Below are 18,697 nucleotides of genomic sequence, written 5' to 3'. Positions count from 1 at the left end.
GGGGCACGCGGGCGGGTGGCCGCTCCTGACGTGCGGGTAAGTACGCTGGTGGGATGCGAGACCACTTGACGGACCGGGCCGACCTGCGTGGCGACTGCGAGGCGTGCTTCGGCCTGTGCTGCGTCGCCCTGCCGTTCGCCGCCTCGGCGGACTTCGCCCTCGACAAGGAGGCGGGGCAGCCCTGCCCGAACCTTCGGGGCGACCACCGCTGCGGCATCCACGCCGACCTGCGGACGAAGGGGTTCAACGGCTGCACGGTCTACGACTGTTTCGGCGCCGGCCAGAAGGTCTCGCAGGTCACCTTCGGTGGCCAGGACTGGCGCACCGGCCCGCGCGAGCAGGCCCGGCGCATGGTCGACGTGTTCCCGGTCGTCCGCCAGCTCCACGAACTGCTCTGGTACCTCACCGAGGCCCTCACCCTCCCGGCGGCCCGCCCGGTCCACGCCGACCTGCGCGAGGCGCTGGAGCGGACCGAGGCCCTCACCCGTGGAACCCCGGAGGAACTCGACGCCCTGGACGTGGGGGAGCACCGGCAGGAGGTGAACGTCCTGCTGCTGCGGGCCAGCGAGCTGGTACGGGCAGGCGTGGGCGGCCGGAAGAAGAACCGCCGGGGCGCGGACCTGATGGGGGCCCGCCTCAAGGGCGCCGACCTCAGGGGTGCCAACCTGCGGGGCGCCTACCTCATCGCCGCCGACCTCACCGGCGCCGACCTGCGCGCGGCGGACCTGATAGGCGCCGACCTGCGCGACACCGACCTCACGGACGCGGACCTGACCGGCGCCTTCTTCCTCACCCAGCCCCAGCTGAACGCGGCCAGGGGCGGTCCCGGCACCCGCCTTCCCGGGTCAGTCACCCGCCCGGTGCACTGGACACCGCGGCCCTGACGGAGCCTCGGACCCGTCCGCCGCGGGAGACCCGCCCCGGGGGCGGGCCCCGGGGGAGACATCGGCGGGGCGAGACCGCCGGCCCTCCGGTGCGGCGGCGGCAACGGACGTACGGACTTCGGCCGGGACCTTCGCCGGGTCGGACCGCCGTTCCAGCCGCAGCCGCAGCTCCTCCGGCATCACGGTGAGCCGTTCGGCCACCCGCAGCCGGTACGCCGGGTCGGCCCGGAACTCGTAGCGGCGCAGCAGCAGGCCGAGGACCAGTGTGGCCTCGTGCAGCGCGAACTGTCGGCCGATGCAGGCCCGCGCCCCGGTCCCGAACGGTTTGTAGGTGTGGGGCGCCCGGGACCGTATGGCCTTCGCCTCGAAGCGGTCCGGGTCGAACCGGTCCGCGTCGGCGCCCCAGACCGAGGGATCCCGGTGCAGCATCGGCAGCAGGACCAGCGTCCACGCGCCCCGCCGCATCGGATGCGCCCCGGCCAGCACGGTGTCCTCGCGGGCCTCCCGGGCGAAGGCGGGCGCCGTCGGCCACAGCCGCAGCGACTCGTCCAGCACCCGGCGCACATACCGCAGCTTGGCCACCTGGTCGTAGCCGGGCGCCTCGGCCCCGCCCCACACCTGGTCCACCTCGGCACGGGCGCGGGCGGCGACCTCGGGGTGGCGGGAGAGGTAGTGCAGGGCGAAGGAGAGCGCACCGGAGGTGGTCTCATGGCCCGCGATCAGGAACGTGATGACCTGACGCCGGACGTTCTCGGTCGACAGCCGCTTCCCGGTCTCCGGATGCGTCGTGTCCAGCATCCGGTCCAGCAGGTCCCCCCTCCCGCCGCCGCCCGCGCGCCGGACCCGGATCAGCTCGTCCACGGTGCGGTTGAGGTGGGCGACGTCGGCCTGGTTGCGACGGGCGGCCGCCCGCAGCAGCAGCGGGGAAGGCACGGTGTTGAGGAGCTGCGCGTAGGTGAGGGTGCCCACCATCGCGGTCACGAAGGGATGCGGGCGGGAGCGTTCGAAGGAACCGAAGTCGTGCCCGAAGCCGGTCCGCGCGATCGTCTCCAGGGTCAGCTTGGTCATGTCCCCGGGCACGTCCACCGCCCGGTCCGCGGTCAGCTCGCGGTCCCAGTGGTCGGTGAGCCGGCCGGCCACCGCCACCATCATCGCGTGGTAGCCCTCCATGGCCTCCCGGTTGAAGCCGGGAGCCAGGACGTCGTGCGCCAGCTGCCAGTTGGGCTCGTGGTTGTACGCCGTGAACAGCCCGTCCCCGGCCACCGGCCGCAGATTGGCCACCCCGAGCCCCACGTGCTTGGCGAACCGGGACTCGTCCGCCAGGTCGGCCACGAGGTCCGCGCCCCAGGTGAACACGAACTCCCGGCCGAAGGCCTTGCGCCGGAAGATCGGCCCGAGCCTGCGGGCGTGGCGGAGGGTGTCCTGCAGCGGTGCGCGCCCGCTGGCGCCGAGCACGTCACCCAGCAGGGGCAGCCGACGGGGCGGGTGCGGGATGCGGCGCAACTCGGGCCAGCCGAGCTCGGCGCCACGGAATCCCTTCGGCAGCACGTTGCCCGTCCTCGTATCCGCCATGACGCCAACTCCCTTGATCCAGGCGTGGGTTCGACCATGTTGTACACGGGTTCAATAGCGCCTCAGTCTCGTCCCGCTAGTGAATCGAGGTCAAGTAAAGTGCGGGCATGTCCGCGGAACAGGGCGAGCGCGCGCGCCGTCGGCTCAGCACCGAGGAGCGCAGGGGGCAGCTGCTCTCGGTGGGCGCGCGACTGTTCTCGGACAGTCCCTACGACGAGGTCCGCATCGAACAGGTCGCCGAGATCGCGGGCGTCTCACGCGGACTGCTCTACCACTACTTCCCCACCAAACGGGACTTCTTCGCGGCGGTCGTCGAGCATGAGAGCGCGCGCATGCTGCGCATGACCCAGGCCGTTCCCGGCGTGCCGGTCCGTGAGCAACTCACCGCCGGCCTGGACACGTACCTGGAATACGTCAGGGCCCACGCGCACGGCTACCGCGCCTTCCACCGTGCCGACGCGGCCGGCGACCGCACGGTACGCGGGGTCTACCGGCGGGCGCTGGCCGCGCAGGAGCGCCAGATCCTCGCCGCGCTCGTCGCGGACCCCGAGTTCGGTCCCCTCCTGGGTACGCGCCCCGACCTCGCCCTGGCCGTCCGGGGCTGGCTGGCTTTCACCACCGCCGTCTGCCTGGAGTGGCTGCGCGGCTCGAACCTCTCCCACGACCAGGTGCGGGACCTGTGCGCACGGGCACTGCTGGGCGTCATCGCGCCCTGAGCTCTCAGGAGTGGCGGTGATAGGCCTTGTTGGCGATGCGCCACCTGCCGTCGGCGCGAACCAGCAGGAAGATGTCGGTGAACGTGTCCGCCCCGTGCGAAAGCGTCATGGTGGCCGTCGCGACGGTGCCGTGGACGTCGACGGCGTCGATACGGCGGGAGCGGGTCGGTTCGTCCGGGGCCGGCCGGCCGGTGAAGAGGGAGCAGTACTCGTCCACCTGCCAGGAGACGAACGCGCCGTCCCGCAGCCCTTCGATGTGAGCGGTGGGCAGGAACGCGTCGCGGAAGTGGGCGGGGTCGCCGGTGGCGTGGCCGCGGATGTAGGCGCGGAGCGGTTCGAGCACGGCGTCCGCCACGGCGGGGGCCGTGGCCGCGACGGCGATGTCGGCCTCCAGGTCGGCAGCGGCGTCGGTCAGGCCGGCCGCGCCGCGCAGCGGGGTGTCCGACGCGGTGGTGAGCAACGCCATGTCCTTGGCCAGCGCGCCGATCGTGAACTCGGCCGTGGCAGTGGGCGTCTCGCCGAGGAGGAAGGCTCGCTTGCGGGCCACGAGCCCGCCGAGCTGGCCGAGTTCGAGGACGTCCAGCGTCTGGGTACGGGGCAGGCCGAGGGCGTCGGCCTGCCGCAGTGAGTCACGCAGCGCGAGCACGGCACCGGCGAGGCTGTGGTTGGCGATCAGCTTGAGTGCGGCGGCGGTGGAGGCGTCGTCCACCTGCCGGACGGTGCCCAGTGTCTCCAGAACCGGGCGGACCCGGTCGAGCACGTCCTGGTCCGCGGCGGCGAGAATCTGCAGGGCTCCGGCGACGGCAGCCGGAACGGAGCCGAGCACGGGCGCGTGGACGTAGGACGGGCCGAGTCGCCGGGCCAGTCTCGATGCTTCGGCGGGAGCGATGGTGCTGGTGTTCAGCACGATCGTGCCCGTGCGCAGCGAGTCACGGACGTCGTCGAGGACCTGCCGGCAGGCCGGACCGTCGAACAGTGCCAGCAGTACGAGATCGGCCCGGGCCACGGCCTCGTTCGGGTCGGCGGTCATCTTGACGGTGCCCGATGCGCGCCCCGAGCGTGTCCAGCCGACGACGTCCCGGTCCTGGGCGGCCAGCCGGGTCGCGATCGCGCCGCCCATGCGCCCCAGACCGAGGACGGCGATCGTGTGCGGTGGTGTGGTCATGCGCGCCACCCTGGTGGATCTTCGAGGGTTGCGACAAGCGCATATTTCGCATGCCCGCCCTGCGGGGCGCGCATACCGGCTGGGCATACTGCGGCCATGGATTTGGCTGTGTGGCGAACTTTCGTGACCGTGTGCCGGGTCGGGTCGCTGTCGGCGGCGGCAGTCGAGCTGAGTCATACCCAGTCGGCCGTCTCCCGGCAGATCGCCGGACTGGAGCGGCAGTTCGGCGTGCCCCTGGTGGAGCGCCACGCGCGCGGTGTGCGCCCGACGCCGGCCGGTGAGGTGTTCCGGCGCCATGCCCTGGCCACGCTCAACGAGGCCGACCGCGCCGTGCGCGCGGTACGGGACGTTCGCGACGGGGTGGGTGATCGGCCGCTGGCCGTCGGAGCGACGCCGTCTCTCGCCGCCGGGATGGTCCCCGAGGCCGTCCGGAGCCTGTTGCAGCGGACCGGGCCCCTCCGGTGGAGCCTGCTCCCGGCGCTGAGCGCACACCTCCACGACCGCGTGATCGCCGGCGATCTCGACATCGCCCTCGTCACCGACGCACCGCCGGGGCTGGCCGTCGACGCGCGGGTCGAACGCCGGTACCTCGGGCTGGACGAGATGGTCGTCGTCCTGCCCGCCGGCCATCCGCAGGCCGAGCGAGGGCCGGTACACATCCGGGAGCTGGCCGACCAGGCCTGGGTCGAGGACAACGACGGCTCGGCGGCGCTCCTGCGTCAGCAGGCCGCCCGTGCCGGAGTCGCCGCCACCATCGACCTCACCGCGGCCGACCTGCCCGGCAAGCTGGCGCTGGTCGCCACCGGCCACGCCATCGCGTTGATCCCCGGAGTGCTGAGGCGCGCGCTGCGGGCCGATGTCACCACGGTCGGCCTCGTGGATCCTCCGACCCGAGGCATCTACGCGATCACCCCCCGCCGGGACCCGCACCCCCGCGCGGCACCCCTGCTCGACCTGCTCGTCACGGCCTTCGCGTCGGTCCATCCGGCCCGGGCCGCGGGCCGGGATCACCGGTCCGCCGGACCTGGGGTGGGAAGTGCTTGAACGCGCCCGGCTCACTCTCGGCCCCCATGGTTGGCTTCACCGCCGATCTTCGATAAGTTAGGTGAGCCTTACCTTAGGAGGTTTCGGATGGGTGACAGCCAGAGCTGGACAGCCGCGCCTTCCGCGGCGGAACGGGCCCGATCGGTGCTCGCCGCCGCGTGGTCCTGCGCGGTGACCGCGGACGGCGGACGGGAGGAGTTCGTCGGCGCGCACAGCGCGACCGAGGACGGCCGGGTGCTTCTGGAGGCACCCGAGGACAGCAGGCTGCTCGCGGCGGCGATCTGCGCGCCCCGCGGCGAGGCCTCGGCCGTACTGGAGTTCGCCGATGCCGCGCCCGTCCCGGTGCGCAGCCGGATCCGCGCCCGGCTCTGGATGGCCGGCTGGTTCGTTCCCGAGGACGGCCGGCTGGCGTTCCGGGCCACGCGCGTGGTACTGCGCGGGGCGTCGGGCGAGGTCGTCGTCGACCCCGGCGAGTTCGCCGCCGCCGCGCCCGACCCGCTCGCCACCGCCGAGGCCCGGCTGCTCACCCACCTCGCCGACTGCCACGCCGACGCGGTCGAGCGGCTCACCCGGCTCGTCGACCCCGACAGCCTGCACGGCGCGGTCCGCGTACAGCCCCTGGCGGTCGACCGGCACGGACTGACGCTGCGTATCGAGCGCGTCCGCTCCCACGGCGACGTACGACTGGCGTTCCACGCGCCCGCCGACGACGTCACCGGGCTCACCGAACGCATGCACGTCCTGCTCACCCAGGCCGCCGCCTCCTGCCCGCGGGCGCTACAGCGGCAGCGCGCAGACGGCGACGGGTGAGGCGAACGGCTCGCCCGTCAGCCGGAGTTCTCCGTTCGCGCTCACCTGGAATACGCTGACGGTGGACGACTTCTGGTTCGCCGCGAACAGCAGCCCCCCGTCCGGTGAGAAGGCGATCTGCCGGGGGAAGTCGCCGGACACCGGCACCGTGTCCAGCAGCCTGAGCCGGGCACCGTCCGCCTCCACCGCGTAGCGCGTGATGCTGTTGTGGCCCCGGTTGGCCAGATAGGCGTACCGCCCGTTCGAGGTCACCAGGAACTGGGCCGGGTAGTTGGTGCCGGACCCCGTGCCCGTCGACTGGGCCCCGCCCACGGTGAGGCGGCCGGTGTCCGGATCGTAGGCGCAGACCGCGACCGTGTTGTCGACCTCGTTCGCCAGGTAGGCGTACCGGCCCTTGGGGTGGAACGTGAGGTGGCGCGGCCCGGCGCCGGGACGGGTGTGGGCCTGCGCGACCTCGGTGAGCTTTCCGGTGCGCTCGTCCAGCCGGTAGGTGTACACGGTGTCCGTGCCCAGGTCGACGGCGAGCACATGACCGCCGTCCGGACTCGTGATGAACTGGTGTGCGTGCGGGCCCTGTTGGCCCGGCCCGGGCGCCGGACGGGAGTGCGTGACCAGGTCGGTGCGTTCACCGAGCGAGCCCGAGGCGTCGATGGGATGCACGGCCACGCTGCCGGAGCCGTAGTTCGCGCTCAGCAGCCAGCGCCCGCCCGGATGCACGGACAGATGGCAGGGCCCCGCGCCGCCCGTGCTCCGGGCCGCCAGGATCGTGCGGTCGGCCAGTCGTACGGCGGTCACCGCGCCGTCGTCGCGCTCGTTCACCGCGTACAGGGTGCGGCCGTCGGGGTGCGCGGCGAGGTACGAGGGATTGGCCACCCGGGTGATGGTCCCGATGCTCTTGATACGGCCACTGTCGGCGTCGTAGGTGGCGAGGCCGATACCCGTGCCGCCGCCTTCGACCGTGGTGTAGGTGCCGAGGTACAGGGGCTGGGGCCCGGCGGGACGCGGGGTCGTGCTCGGCGCGGCCGAGGCGCTGGGGCTCGCACTCGCCTCGGGAGCGGAGGCGGCGTCATCCCCCGACTCGGTGCCGCAGGCGGGCAGCGCCGCTCCGGCGGCCGTCCCCGTCAGGGCACCGACGAAGCGCCGCCTGGTCCAGCCGCCCCGGTCCATGTCTCCACCTCAGGTTCTCGTTCGTTCGGGCCGTGACAGTCACCTTGACGTGGATCACCTGTCAGACGCAACAACGGCACCTGGCATCGCACGGGACGCGGCCGTACGCCTCAGCCGTGCCGGCTTCGGGCCGGAGAACGGCCCGCGGCGAGGACGGCGGCCGGGCACTAGCGGTCGCGACGCAGTTGCTCGGGCACCCGCAGGCTCTCCCGCAGCCGGGTGAGCCGCGGCATGCGTTCCCGCTGCTCGCGGGCGGTACGGTCCAGCTCCTCCAGCAGCCGGCGCGAGCGGTGCTCGGTGTCCAGCTCGTCGAGGATGCGATTCACCTCGGTCAGCACCGCGCCCTGCAACTGCCACTGGCTCGCGTCGCGCTTGACCTCTTCCAGGAGCAGCCGCGCCAGCTTGTCGCGGGTGGCCGCGGCCTGCCGCAGTTCGGCGGTCAGCCGGGACTCCGCCGCGTCCGCGTTCAGGCTCACCGGCGAGGTGACCAGCACCGCGAAGCTGACCACAGCGTCGGCGATCTCCGACAGCAGCCGTTCCACGGCGGCACCGGTCGCCGGTGCGAACAGCGGGTCGGGATCGCGCTTCTTCGCGAGGTCGGTGAAGGTGCGCGCGAGCACCCGCAGCACGACCGTGCAGATCTCCAGGGTGTCCAGCCCCGTACGCAGCACCACCCGGTGCAGCAGTCCCTCCCGCACCCGGGGATTGAGCCGCAGACTGTCCTCGGCCTGCCGCAGGGCCGCGTCCACCTCGACGATGTCGTGATCGAGGCGGCGCGCCTCGTGCAACCGCTCCGTCGCGTGCTCGACGGGCGTCAGACCCGAGGCCTCCTCGCCCATGCGCAGCATCAGCTGTCTGACCCGACGGGCCAGCCCCTCGATCGACTCCCCGGCCTCACCCACCCACACCGGGGGAGCGAGCAGCAGATTGCAGCCGAGCCCGACGACCGCGCCGATCAGCGTCTCCAGTACGCGAGCCCACGCCGTGTCCCCGACGGTCGTGACGCCGAGGACCAGCATCGCGCTGATCGCCACCTCGTTCACGAACTCGTCGACCCGCACCAGATGCCCGACGGCGAGCGCCGCCACGATCAGCAGCCCGAGACTCCACCAGGTCAGCCCCACCAGCAGGCTGAAGGCGATGGCGACCAGGACCCCGGCCACCACGGAGTTCACCCGGCGGACACCGGTGGTGAGCGTGGAGTAGAGCGTGACCTGGACGACCAGCAGCGCCGTCAGCGGCGCGGTGAGCGGCGCGGCCTCGGGGCTGAGGCGCAACGCGATGACGTAGGCGACCGTCGCGGCGGCGGCCGACCGCAGCGCCCGGACGACCACCGGGTCATTCAGCTTCCCGACCCGCACGAGGGACGCCGTCCACTCACGTACATCTCGCATCCTCGGGCTGTTCCCTTCCGCATATGTACCGGAGGTACGTATTGGACCGGAACTGTCCGCAAGAAAGCGAAGGTCGTCGTTCCGCCACCACAGTGTGCCGTACCGCTGCGGCACGGCCGGTGGGTCAGTCCGGGGTGGTGGCGTCCTAGTCGTACAGCTTGTCGAGGAAGGCGGACAGGTTGTCCGTCGTGCGGGCGATCTGCTGCGCCACGGTGAGGCTCTCCTCCAGCCGGGACCCGCCGCCCGGCACCTTCCTGCCCCGCACATACAGGGAACAGGCCAGGTCGGTGCACATGTACAGGCCGACGGAGTTGCCCTCGCGGCCCGCCGGACCGGCCTTGCGGGCCGTCATCAGGGAGACGCCGCCTCCGGGGTGGGTGGTCAGGCACAGGGAGCACATGCTGCGGTGCAGGAACCCCCGCCGTGAGGACGGGAACCGCAGCGTCACGCCGACGAGTGCCCCGTCCCGTTCGGCGACCAGATAGCTGCGGTCGGGCGCGCCCGGATCCCGCCAGCCGAGGAAGTCCAGGTGATCCCAGGGGAGTTCGTCGAGCTCCCGGGGCGTGGCCAGGCGTTTGGCCTCCCCCTTCGAGCAGTTGACGAACGAGGTGCGGATGTCCTGCTCGGTGAGTGGTCTCATGAGGTGTCTCCTGGGGATCGCGGTGAAACCTAGGGCGACTAGGTTAGCGGCTACAGTACTCAGGCCCAGTCGGGAGAGGCCAATGGATTTCGAGGACGTCGGACCACGTCGAGACGGCGGCCCGACTGCTGCCCTGCCCCGTCAAGTGGCACGGGCGGCTGAGGTCGCTGCCGGCCGTGTCGCCGGGGCCCGGGTCGCGTCCTCACGCCGCCCGCTGCGAGGCCTCGGCCTATTCCGCGGGCCTCGGGTCCGTGGAGAAGGCGCCGGCCTTCGAGGGCTCCGCGGCAGGTGTCGGGGGCCAGACGCCCGGGGCCAGCACCCCCAGCGCGTAAGCGCGGGCGACCAGTTCGGTACGGTTGCCCGCGGCCCAACGCGCGGACAGGCGCCGCAGGTGATATGTGACGCCGTCGGTCGTCAGGCCCGTCTCGCGGGCCGCCCGGGCCGTGGTCGCCCCGCCGGCGAGGAGTGCCAGGATCCGGGCCTCCGTCGCGGTCACCCGCACGGGTTCCTCGGCACGGTGCGCGCGCCCGCCACGGACCCGCAGCATCACCAGCAGGGCGGGCGTCTCCTCGACGGTGTCGCTCACCGGGTCCGCGGTCAGCTCCCCGTACCGCTCGTCGCCGCCGGGTGTCTCCCAGCGCACCGACACCTCATAGCGCGACCGGTGCCGCAGCCGCAGGGCCTGCGCGATCCGGTCCACCTGGGTCACCTCCTGCGGCCGGAACAGCTCGAGGACCTCACGGCCGCGCAACCGCCCCGGGGTCGTACCGCACTCGGCCGCCATCGCGGGATTGGCGAGCAGGACGGCGCCGTAGACGTCACACACCGCGACCGGCATCGACACCCGGTCGAAGAGCATCAGGGCGCGGTTGCGCCACACCACGGCTGACCGCCGGTCCGTGTCCACCCGCACCTCCTCCCGCCTCGGTGCCGACACTCACCGCCCCGAAGGCCGCGCCCTGCCACGGCGGGCCGCCCGGCGCAAGGGCGACGCGCCCGCATGTACTACACAATCATGTAGGCGGTCGGTACGGACCGGCAGGCTCGGTGGATCAACCTGGATCGCAGTACTCCCGTACCGCGAAAGGCAGTTGCCGCGCCATGCCCCCCACCGCGCAGACCGCGTCGTCCCTCCCCGGCGTTCCCCTCGTCGACATCTCCGCCACCGGCCCCGGCCGCGCCCCTCTCCAGCAGGCGATGGAACTGATGCGGGAACACGGTCCCGTGCTCGTACGACGGCTGCACGGGCGGGACGTCACCTTCGTCGCCGACCTCGACCTGGTCACCGAACTCGCCGACGAGACCCGGTTCGCCAAGGCCATCGGGCCCGCGCTGGAGAACGTCCGCGAGTTCGCCGCCGACGGACTGTTCACCGCGTACAACGACGAGCCCAACTGGGCCAAGGCCCACGACATCCTGATGCCCGCCTTCGCGCTCGGCTCGATGCGCACCTACCACCCGGTGATGCTGCGCGTCGCCCAGCGCCTGATCGGCTCCTGGGACCGGGCCACCCGCACCGGGCAGCCCGTGAACATCCCCGACGACATGACCCGGATGACCCTCGACACCATCGGGCTCGCCGGGTTCGGCTACGACTTCGGCTCCTTCGACCGGGACGAGCCGCACCCCTTCGTCGAGTCGATGGTGCGCTGCCTGGAGTGGGCGATGACCCGCCTGGCCCGCACCCCCGGGGGCGACTACGCGGCCGCCGACGAGGCGTTCCGCGCGGACGCCGGGTATCTGGCGCAGGTCGTCGACGACGTGATCAGCGCCCGGGTGGCCTCCGGTGAGACCGGTGCCGATGACCTCCTCGGACTCATGCTCACCGCCGCGCACCCCGCCGACGGCACCACCCTCGACACCACCAACATCCGCAACCAGGTCATCACCTTCCTGATCGCCGGACACGAGACCACCTCCGGCGCGATGTCCTTCGCGATGTACTACCTGGCCAAGCACCCGGCCGTGCTCCAGCTCGTCCAGCGCGAGGTGGACCAGCTGTGGGGCGACACCGCCGACCCCGAGCCGACCTTCGACGAGGTCGGGCGGCTCACCTACACCCGCCAGGTCCTCAACGAGGCCCTGCGGCTGTGGCCGACCGCCGCCGCCTTCACCCGGCAGGCCCGCGAGGACACCCTGCTCGGCGGGCGCATCCCGCTGCGTGCCGGACAGGCCCTCACCGTGATCGCGCCGATGCTGCACCGGCAACCGGTGTGGGGCGACAATCCCGAGCTGTTCGACCCCTCCCGCTTCACGCCCGAAGCGGAGGCGGCCCGCTCACCGCACGCCTTCAAGCCCTTCGGCACCGGCGAACGCGCCTGCATCGGGCGGCAGTTCGCCCTGCACGAGGCCACCATGCTGCTGGCCATGCTGGTGCACCGTTACCGGCTGAACGACCACGCCGACTACCGGCTCACCGTCAAGGAGACCCTCACCCTCAAGCCGGACGGCCTCACCCTCACCCTGGCGCCGCGCACCGCCGCCGACCGCGCCCACCCGCCCCTGCCGGGAGCGGTCCCGGCCACCGCCGACGACACCTCCGCCGAGACCGGTCTCCCGGCCCGGGTCCGCCCCGGCACCCGCGCCCTCTTCCTGCACGGCAGCAACTACGGCACCTGCCGCGACTTCGCCGCCCAACTCGCCGACGAGGCCGCCGCACTGGGCTGCGAGACGGAGGTCGCACCCCTGGACGCGTACGCCGGGCACCTCCCCACGGACCGCCCGGTCGTGATCACCGCGGCCTCCTACAACGGTCAACCCACGGACGACGCCCGCCAGTTCGCCGCCCGGCTCGACGAACTCGCCGACGCGACCGGCATCCGCTACGCCGTCCTCGGCGTCGGCGACCGCAACTGGGCCGCGACCTACCAGCACGTCCCGACCCGCATCGACGAACGCCTCGGGGACCTCGGCGCCACCCGCCTCCTGGAGCGCGCGGCCGCGGACGCCTCCGGCGACCTCACCGGTGCCGTCCGCGCCTTCACCGCCGGGCTGCGCACCGCGCTTCTCGAGGTGTACGGCGACCCGGACTCCCACGGTGCCGCCGCACCGGAGCCGACCGCCGGGTACGAGGTCCGGGCCCTGGCCGGCGGTCCGCTGGACGCCCTGGCCGAGCGGCACGACCTGGTCCCGATGACCGTGACGGAGGCGTACGACCTCACCGCGCCCGGCCACCCCCGCGTCAAGCGGTTCGTCCGGCTCGCCCTCCCGGCCGGCACCACCTACCGCACCGCCGACCACGTCACCGTCCTCCCCACCAACGACAAGGCGCTCGTCGAGCGGGCCGCGGACGCCTTCGGTGTCGACCTCGACGTCGTACTGGACATCCGTCCCACCCGCCCGCGCCGCGACGGACTCGCCGTCGACCGCCCGGTGACGGTACGTCAACTGTTCACCCTGCACGTGGAGTTGCAGCAGCGCCCGACGGCCGAGCAGCTGTCCGCGCTGGCCGCCGCCAACCCCTGCCCGCCGGAACGAGCCCAACTGGCCGCCCTGGTGGACGACCCGCGCACGCTGGTGGAACTCTTCGAGTCCTACCCCGCCCTGCGCGGCACCCTCGACTGGCCCGCCCTGCTCGACCTCCTCGTGCCGCTGCGCCCGCGCCACTACTCGGTGTCCTCGTCCCCGGCGGCCGCCCCCGGGCACGTCGACCTGATGGTCTCCCTCCTGGAGGCACCCGCCCGCTCCCAACTGGGCACCTACCGGGGCGTCGGCTCCGGCTATCTCGTCGGCGTGCAGCCAGGGGACACCGTCCTGGCCCGCGTCCAGCCCTGCCGGGAGGCGTTCCGGGTCGACCACACCCGACCGGTCGTCATGATCGCGGCCGGCACCGGTCTGGCTCCCTTCCGCGGAGCCGTCGCCGACCGGGTCGCCGCCCTGGGCCGGGGCGAGCAACTCCCGCCCGCGCTGTGCTACTTCGGCTGCGACGCCCCCGACGCCGACTTCCTGCACGCCGACGAACTGCGCGCCGCGGAGACCGCCGGTGCGGTACGGCTGCGCCCCGCCTTCAGTGCCGCCCCCGAGGCCGGAGCGACCTTCGTGCAGCACCGTGTCACGGCCGAGGCCGACGAGGTCTGGGAACTGCTCGACGCGGGCGCCCGGGTCCACGTCTGCGGCGACGGTTCGCGCATGGCGCCGGGCGTGCGGGACGCGTTCCGCACCCTGTACCGCGAGCGCACACCGGACGCCGACGAGTCGTCCGCCGAGCGGTGGCTCGACGAGCTGGTGCGGGACGGCCGATACGTCGAGGACGTGTACGCGGCCGGCTGACCGGGGGACACCCCCTGGCGACCGCTCCCGGCCCGGACGGGCCGGCGCCACGCTCACGTTTCGCTGATCAGCTCGGAGGTACTCGCGTGTCGCCCCCAAACCCACGAAGGGAGTGCGTCGTGGACGAGCACCGCAGCGAAGGACCTGGTGAGAACGGTGAGCCCGTACCGCGTGACCTGCCGGACCAGCAGGCGCACGACGGCGAGGACCCCTGGGAGGTGGGCGCCGGTCGCGCACGGGGCGACACCCTTGACACCACCGAGGCCGACGACCTCGGGGACTCCGACGAGGAGGCCACCGACGTCCCCGACACCGACGAGTCGGGGACGGGCAGGCGGGGCGCCCCGCACTCGGGCGCCGTGGACCCCGAGCACCCGGTACCGGACGAACCCACCGGCTGACACCGCCTGACCGGCCGCCCGACGGTTCCTGACCGTCGGGCGGCCGGTCGGGCGGCCTGTGAGGTGCCCTGACCGCGTGCGCGCACCGCCACGGGCCGACGTCAGCCGACCTTGTGGCCCCGCATCGGCTCCGTACGCGCCCCCGCGCCCTGCTGCACACCGTGCAGGAACTCCTCCAGCACCTCCGTCGCCGTGTGGTCCGGGCGCCAGCCCAGTTCCGTACGGGCGCGGGTGCAGTCCATCAGCGGAAGCCTCAGCACCGCGTCGAAGAGATGGGGAGAGGCCGGCAGCAGACGCAGCCCCCACGCGGCGGCGACCGCCGAGCGGGCCGCGGTGCGCGGCAGCCGGACCGGACGGGTGCCGAGCATCTGGCCGAGCATTTCCGCGTCGACGGGCGGATCGCCGGCCAGGTTGAAGGCGCCGTGCACGTCGGAGCGCAACGCGAGACGGTACGCCTTCGCCGCGTCGTCGCTGTGCAGCGCCTGCACCCGCAGGCCGGGGATGTCGGGCAGGAACGGCAGCAGTTCGGGCCGCGCCAGCGGACCCGGCAGGAAACGCCCGCCGAAGATGCGGCGCTGCTCGCTCGCCGACTCCCGTTTGAACAGGAAGGCCGGGCGCATGCGGACCACCCGGACGTCGGGGTGGTCGCGCTCGAACGTGTCCAGGGCACGCTCCAGGTAGGCCTTCTCCCGGCAGTAGGCGGCATCCGGCCAGCCGTGGGTGGGCCACGACCCGTCGACCGTGTGCGCCTTCGGCCCCGGGGAGTACGCGCCGACCGACGACGCGTGCACCAACGTCGGCACGCCCGCCGAGGCCACCGCCTCGAACACCCGGATCGAGCCGAGCACATTGGTGCGCCAGGTCACCGCCGGGTCGTGGGTGGGCTGGAACGCCCAGGCCAGATGGACGACGGCGGCCGCACCCTCGAATTCCTTCACGAGATCGGACTGGTCCGACGCGAGGTCGACCGCCGACCAGTCCGTCTTCGCCGGCGACCAGTCGGGGATCCTGCGGGCCAGCCCCCGCACGGACCCGATCTCCGGATCCTCGGAGAGAAGACGCACCACACTGGTGCCGACGTTGCCGGTGGCGCCCGTGACGACGATTCTGCTGCCCGTTGACGTACTCATCTGTGGGCTCCTCACGGCTGGTGGGGCGACCGGGGAACGCCCCGAGTACCCCACCGAAAGCGATCCACGCGATGCCGGCCGCCCATCCATCCGGGCGCGCACTGGCACCCGTCCAGGCGGGGATCTGCCGACCCCCTTCCCGGCTCAGTCGGCGAACGCGTTCACTCCCGTCCGATCCACCGACAGATCCCACAGGCGGGCCGCCTGCTCGGGGTCGATCGCGTACTCCTTGACGCCCGTGCGCTCGTCATCGGCGGGTGCGAGCTCGGCGATGTCGCAGTCCTCCAGGTAGACGCCGCCCAGACCGTCCAGCCGGGGGGAGGTCGCCGCCCAGACCTGGGTGGCCGCGCCCTGCTCGGGAGTCTTCATCCCCTCCTGCGGGATCGGGGTGCCGTCCTCGTCGATCCAGCCCCTGGCCACCATCTCCTCCCGGGGCAGGTGCCGCTGGAGCGGAGTGAGGATGCCGCCGGGGTGCAGCGCGAAGGCCTGTACGCCGCGCTCCCGGGCGAGCCGGTCGAGGTGCACGGCGAACAGGACGTTCGCGGTCTTCGCCTGCCCGTACGCCTGCCACTTGTCGTAGCCGTCCCGCCAGTCGACGTCGTCCCAGCGGATGCCGGAGAAGTGGTGGCCGCGCGAGGACACCGACACCACGCGGGCACCGCCGGGCTCGATGGCCGGCCACAGCCGGTTGACGAGGGCGAAGTGGCCCAGATGGTTGGTGGCGAACTGCGCCTCCCAGCCGGGCCCCACGCGGGTCTCGGGACAGGCCATGATCCCGGCGTTGTCGATGACGATGTCGAGTGTGCGGCCCGAGGCGAGGAACCGTTCGGCGAAGGCGCGGACGCTGTCCAGGTCCCCGAGGTCCAGTTCGTCGACCTCTACCCCGTCGACCCCGGCCAGTGCCTCCCGGGCGACGGCGGGACGGCGGGCCGGGACGACGACCCGGGCGCCGGCCGCGCGCAGGGCGCGGGTGGTCTCCAGGCCGAGGCCCGAGTAGCCACCGGTGACGAGCGCGAGCTGTCCGGTCAGGTCGATGCCGGCCAGGACGTCGTCGGCGGTGCTGTGGGCGCCGAACCCCGAGCCGATCTTGTGCTGTGCGGTGCGTGCGGAGCTCATGTCCAGAACGCTACGGACTGGAGTGCGCTCGAAGTCAAGCGCTCGAAGTCAAGCGCTCCAAGCAAGCGTTCGAAGTCAGGCGCGGCCGAGTCGGGCGGCAAGCACGGTCCGGCACGGTGGCGGCGGTGTCCGGACAGAGGGAAGCCCCGACCGGACGGGGGAATCACGGTCGGGGCTGGTCTGTCGTGGGCGCGGATGGCGGTCGCCTCTCGGCGAAACGCTCCACAGGGCTTCAGCCGAACGATCGTCCCTGTGGGCAAAAGGTGAGGCCCGGGTACACTGTCCCATCCGCACCCACGGTCTGTTCAACGGGCAACCACCCCTGGGTGTTCCGCGATCTGCCGCGGAACGGGGTGATCCGTGTCACCGCTCGTGCACACCCGGAACGGTCGCGGTGTTCGGAACGGTCTCGGTGTCCGCGGCCACCTCGTCGTCCGGAGCGGCCCCGGTGCCCCGAAGGTCCTCGTCGTCCTGGGCGGCCCCGGTGTCCGGAACGGTCTCGTTCCAGAGGTTCTCGGCCTGCAACAACAGGGTTCCCAGGACGGCCGTCCTGGTGGCTCCCTCCGCGGCCTGCTCCCGGAGACCCTGCTGCAGCCGTTCGTGGAGGTCCCGCATGGAGTCCTGGACACCGTCCTCCGGTCGCGTGTCCTCCCGCCATTTCAGCAACTGACGGCCCTCCGCACGGCACGCGTCCCCGATGAGCTCCAGGAGACGGCCGTACGAGCGCAGTGCCGGGCCGCCAGGCACGGAGGGCGCGCGGCGGTCGTCGGCCGCGACGCCCAGGGTCCGGGTCAGCGCTCTGACGTGGCCGGTGACCCGGCTCCAGCGTTCGTCCTCGTCCTCGGAGGGCAGGGGCTGCGGGGGCCTGCGAACGGCGCGCAGCGGGCCGGCGGTCAGCCGCAGGCTCTCCCGGCTCCACGCGCGGGCCGACCGCAGCGCGGCCAGGCACCGCTCCAGCCGGGCCGCGGCGCTCGACCAGTGGGCCGCGGTCTGCGCGTCCCACTCGTCCTCACGCAGATCCGCGCCGATGGCGTGCAGGAGGTCGCCCGTCTCCCGGGCGAGTGCCGCGAGGTTCTCGCGCACGTCCCGCAGATGGATCGGCGGCAGGACGAGAGCGTTGATCAGCACCCCGATCACCGCGCCCAGCAGGGCCTGTCCGACGCGGTGCCCGACCGCCGACGCCGAGACGGTCCCCGAGGCGAGGGTGAAGACGGCGGTGGTCGCGCCGTATATCCCCTGGTCACCGAAGCGGGACCAGTTCGCCGGCAGCATCAGCACCGGTACGGACAGGGCCAGCGCACCCAGCGTGTTGCCGGTGAGGGCCTGGGCGGCCGACGCCAGCAGGGTTCCGGCGCACAGCGCCACCCACTGCTGGGCTGCATGCCGCAGCGAGCTGTAGACAGTGGCCTGCACCAGCACCAACGCCACCCAGGGCGCCATCAACGCCATCGGGTCGCCCAGCCAGTCGCTCGCCACGAACCAGGCGATCAGGGCCGCCGCGGCGGCTTTCAACGATTGCACGACCAGGTCACGCTCCCGGCCCGGACCGCGCCAGACGGCCCGGGCGGCCCGGACGACGGCAAGGGCATCCCTCCGCAGCGCATCGGCCGGACGGCCGCCGTACGGTCGTACCGCTTCTTTCACACGCGTCATGCACGCTGGGTTCCGCGTCGAAGAGCCCCTCACCTGGAATTTTGCAGCTCATGCCAGGGGGCTGTCCGCCAAGGAGGCCAGCAGGTCCGCGGGGTCGTCGTAGATCTCGGTCGCCCCGGCCCCCTCCAGGTCGGCCCGCGGGATGCCGCCGCACAGGACGCCGACGCAGCGCACCCCGGCCCGGCTGCCGGCACGCATGTCCCAGACGGTGTCGCCGACGAAGACCGCCTGCTCGGGAGGGACACCGGCCAGTTCCAGGGCGTGTTCCACGGGCTCGGGCGCGGGCTTGCCCTGGTCGACGTCGTCGGCGCTCGCCGTGTCGGTGATCGCCTCGTCCGCGTCGATCGCGCGACGCAGCGCGGACAGCTCGGCGCCGCCCGCCGACGTGGCCAGCACCACCGTCCAGCCGTCCCGGTCGAGCCGCCGCAGCAGCCGCCCGGCGTCCTGGAAGGCGGGCAGCCGGTCGAAGTACTGCCCGTACAGCGCCTTGTGGGCGGCGCTCAGTTCCGCGTCCCGGTCCTGGTCCCGGCCGTCGCCGAGGAGATGGGCGATCAGGTCGGTGGAGCCGAGCCCGATCGCCCGGTGGATGGCGTGCGTCGGCACCCGGTGCCCGGCCTGTCGGAAGGCCTCCCACCAGGTCACCACGTGGAGGTGGTTGGTGTCGACGAGGGTCCCGTCGACGTCGAACACCGCGGCCCGTCCCATATGCCTGTCCTTTCGTCCCGCATCGCCCGGT

At 72.9% G+C, this 18,697-nt stretch carries 16 protein-coding genes; 6 read left to right on the top strand and 10 right to left on the bottom strand.

Features of this window, described 5'->3' with window-relative positions; all coding sequences use genetic code 11:
- The first annotated feature begins 53 nt into the window (after positions 1 to 53).
- On the top strand, positions 54 to 884 hold the full coding sequence (locus tag ACFYRY_RS25860) for a pentapeptide repeat-containing protein (protein WP_389150106.1): 831 nt from the start codon (positions 54 to 56) through the stop codon (positions 882 to 884).
- Here ACFYRY_RS25860 and ACFYRY_RS25855 read toward each other — a convergent pair.
- Positions 846 to 2,456, bottom strand: a complete 1,611-nt coding sequence (locus ACFYRY_RS25855; protein WP_389150104.1) for a cytochrome P450 — start codon at positions 2,454 to 2,456, stop codon at positions 846 to 848. The two genes, ACFYRY_RS25860 and ACFYRY_RS25855, sit on opposite strands and share 39 nt — an antisense overlap.
- Before the next feature lie 107 nt (positions 2,457 to 2,563).
- On the opposite strand from ACFYRY_RS25855, the gene ACFYRY_RS25850 reads away from it, so the two are divergent.
- The gene (locus ACFYRY_RS25850; protein ID WP_389150101.1) at positions 2,564 to 3,172 is read left to right on the top strand and encodes a TetR/AcrR family transcriptional regulator; all 609 of its coding nucleotides are present in this window, start codon (positions 2,564 to 2,566) and stop codon (positions 3,170 to 3,172) included.
- A 4-nt stretch (positions 3,173 to 3,176) separates the two neighbouring features.
- Here the strand turns inward: ACFYRY_RS25850 and ACFYRY_RS25845 are convergent, their stop codons facing one another.
- Positions 3,177 to 4,337, bottom strand: coding sequence for a nuclear transport factor 2 family protein (locus ACFYRY_RS25845; protein WP_389150098.1), 1,161 nt, complete (start codon positions 4,335 to 4,337; stop codon positions 3,177 to 3,179).
- 96 nt (positions 4,338 to 4,433) lie between these two features.
- Between ACFYRY_RS25845 and ACFYRY_RS25840 the strand changes: the two genes are divergently transcribed.
- Together ACFYRY_RS25840 and ACFYRY_RS25835 are read left to right on the top strand one after the other, a co-directional pair.
- On the top strand, positions 4,434 to 5,381 hold the full coding sequence (locus ACFYRY_RS25840; RefSeq protein ID WP_389150095.1) for a LysR family transcriptional regulator: 948 nt from the start codon (positions 4,434 to 4,436) through the stop codon (positions 5,379 to 5,381).
- Positions 5,382 to 5,468: 87 nt separating this feature from the next.
- The gene (locus ACFYRY_RS25835) at positions 5,469 to 6,191 is read left to right on the top strand and encodes a DUF2470 domain-containing protein (protein WP_389150092.1); all 723 of its coding nucleotides are present in this window, start codon (positions 5,469 to 5,471) and stop codon (positions 6,189 to 6,191) included.
- Here the strand turns inward: ACFYRY_RS25835 and ACFYRY_RS25830 are convergent.
- From ACFYRY_RS25830 to ACFYRY_RS25815, 4 genes are all read right to left on the bottom strand, one after another.
- Complete coding sequence (locus ACFYRY_RS25830) at positions 6,159 to 7,358, bottom strand: lactonase family protein (protein ID WP_389150089.1); 1,200 nt, start codon at positions 7,356 to 7,358, stop codon at positions 6,159 to 6,161. The genes ACFYRY_RS25835 and ACFYRY_RS25830 overlap by 33 nt on opposite strands.
- Positions 7,359 to 7,525: 167 nt before the next feature.
- Positions 7,526 to 8,752 (bottom strand): aromatic acid exporter family protein, encoded by a 1,227-nt coding sequence (locus tag ACFYRY_RS25825; protein ID WP_389150087.1) that lies wholly within the window; start codon positions 8,750 to 8,752, stop codon positions 7,526 to 7,528.
- 145 nt (positions 8,753 to 8,897) lie between these two features.
- Positions 8,898 to 9,392, bottom strand: coding sequence for an FBP domain-containing protein (locus ACFYRY_RS25820; RefSeq protein ID WP_389150084.1), 495 nt, complete (start codon positions 9,390 to 9,392; stop codon positions 8,898 to 8,900).
- A 229-nt stretch (positions 9,393 to 9,621) separates the two neighbouring features.
- Positions 9,622 to 10,251: a PAS domain S-box protein gene (locus tag ACFYRY_RS25815; RefSeq protein WP_389150302.1), complete on the bottom strand. Its 630-nt coding sequence runs from the start codon at positions 10,249 to 10,251 to the stop codon at positions 9,622 to 9,624.
- Between the two features lie 242 nt (positions 10,252 to 10,493).
- Between ACFYRY_RS25815 and ACFYRY_RS25810 the strand changes: the two genes are divergently transcribed.
- The gene (locus ACFYRY_RS25810; RefSeq protein ID WP_389150081.1) at positions 10,494 to 13,661 is read left to right on the top strand and encodes a cytochrome P450; all 3,168 of its coding nucleotides are present in this window, start codon (positions 10,494 to 10,496) and stop codon (positions 13,659 to 13,661) included.
- Between the two features lie 119 nt (positions 13,662 to 13,780).
- Positions 13,781 to 14,062, top strand: a complete 282-nt coding sequence (locus ACFYRY_RS25805) for a hypothetical protein (protein WP_389150078.1) — start codon at positions 13,781 to 13,783, stop codon at positions 14,060 to 14,062.
- A 101-nt stretch (positions 14,063 to 14,163) separates the two neighbouring features.
- On the opposite strand, the gene ACFYRY_RS25800 is transcribed toward ACFYRY_RS25805, so the two are convergent.
- The 4 genes from ACFYRY_RS25800 to ACFYRY_RS25785 form a co-directional block, all read right to left on the bottom strand.
- Positions 14,164 to 15,192, bottom strand: coding sequence for an SDR family oxidoreductase (locus tag ACFYRY_RS25800; RefSeq protein WP_389150075.1), 1,029 nt, complete (start codon positions 15,190 to 15,192; stop codon positions 14,164 to 14,166).
- A gap of 144 nt (positions 15,193 to 15,336) precedes the next feature.
- Entirely contained in the window at positions 15,337 to 16,308 is a 972-nt protein-coding gene (locus ACFYRY_RS25795) for an SDR family NAD(P)-dependent oxidoreductase (protein WP_389150073.1), read from the bottom strand.
- 363 nt (positions 16,309 to 16,671) lie between these two features.
- Positions 16,672 to 17,961: an aromatic acid exporter family protein gene (locus ACFYRY_RS25790; RefSeq protein ID WP_389150070.1), complete on the bottom strand. Its 1,290-nt coding sequence runs from the start codon at positions 17,959 to 17,961 to the stop codon at positions 16,672 to 16,674.
- A gap of 48 nt (positions 17,962 to 18,009) precedes the next feature.
- Entirely contained in the window at positions 18,010 to 18,666 is a 657-nt protein-coding gene (locus ACFYRY_RS25785; protein ID WP_389150068.1) for an HAD family hydrolase, read from the bottom strand.
- Positions 18,667 to 18,697 lie beyond the last annotated feature (31 nt).

This window comes from Streptomyces sp. NPDC005263 (assembly GCF_042872365.1).
GTDB lineage: Bacteria > Actinomycetota > Actinomycetes > Streptomycetales > Streptomycetaceae > Streptomyces.
Note: the sequence above shows the minus strand (reverse complement) of the source record. Positions and strands in the feature narration are given on the sequence as shown.

Excerpts from the sequence above, each read along its gene's own strand:
- ACFYRY_RS25800 (WP_389150075.1), bottom strand. The coding sequence starts at position 15,192 with ATGAGTACGTCAACGGGCAGCAGAATCGTCGTCACGGGCGCCACCGGC.
- ACFYRY_RS25860 (WP_389150106.1), top strand. The coding sequence starts at position 54 with ATGCGAGACCACTTGACGGACCGGGCCGACCTGCGTGGCGACTGCGAG.
- ACFYRY_RS25835 (WP_389150092.1), top strand. The coding sequence starts at position 5,469 with ATGGGTGACAGCCAGAGCTGGACAGCCGCGCCTTCCGCGGCGGAACGG.
- ACFYRY_RS25850 (WP_389150101.1), top strand. The coding sequence starts at position 2,564 with ATGTCCGCGGAACAGGGCGAGCGCGCGCGCCGTCGGCTCAGCACCGAG.
- ACFYRY_RS25840 (WP_389150095.1), top strand. The coding sequence starts at position 4,434 with ATGGATTTGGCTGTGTGGCGAACTTTCGTGACCGTGTGCCGGGTCGGG.
- ACFYRY_RS25810 (WP_389150081.1), top strand. The coding sequence starts at position 10,494 with ATGCCCCCCACCGCGCAGACCGCGTCGTCCCTCCCCGGCGTTCCCCTC.
- ACFYRY_RS25785 (WP_389150068.1), bottom strand. The coding sequence starts at position 18,666 with ATGGGACGGGCCGCGGTGTTCGACGTCGACGGGACCCTCGTCGACACC.
- ACFYRY_RS25855 (WP_389150104.1), bottom strand. The coding sequence starts at position 2,456 with ATGGCGGATACGAGGACGGGCAACGTGCTGCCGAAGGGATTCCGTGGC.
- ACFYRY_RS25790 (WP_389150070.1), bottom strand. The coding sequence starts at position 17,961 with ATGACGCGTGTGAAAGAAGCGGTACGACCGTACGGCGGCCGTCCGGCC.
- ACFYRY_RS25825 (WP_389150087.1), bottom strand. The coding sequence starts at position 8,752 with ATGCGAGATGTACGTGAGTGGACGGCGTCCCTCGTGCGGGTCGGGAAG.
- ACFYRY_RS25815 (WP_389150302.1), bottom strand. The coding sequence starts at position 10,251 with ATGCTCTTCGACCGGGTGTCGATGCCGGTCGCGGTGTGTGACGTCTAC.
- ACFYRY_RS25820 (WP_389150084.1), bottom strand. The coding sequence starts at position 9,392 with ATGAGACCACTCACCGAGCAGGACATCCGCACCTCGTTCGTCAACTGC.
- ACFYRY_RS25830 (WP_389150089.1), bottom strand. The coding sequence starts at position 7,358 with ATGGACCGGGGCGGCTGGACCAGGCGGCGCTTCGTCGGTGCCCTGACG.
- ACFYRY_RS25845 (WP_389150098.1), bottom strand. The coding sequence starts at position 4,337 with ATGACCACACCACCGCACACGATCGCCGTCCTCGGTCTGGGGCGCATG.
- ACFYRY_RS25795 (WP_389150073.1), bottom strand. The coding sequence starts at position 16,308 with ATGAGCTCCGCACGCACCGCACAGCACAAGATCGGCTCGGGGTTCGGC.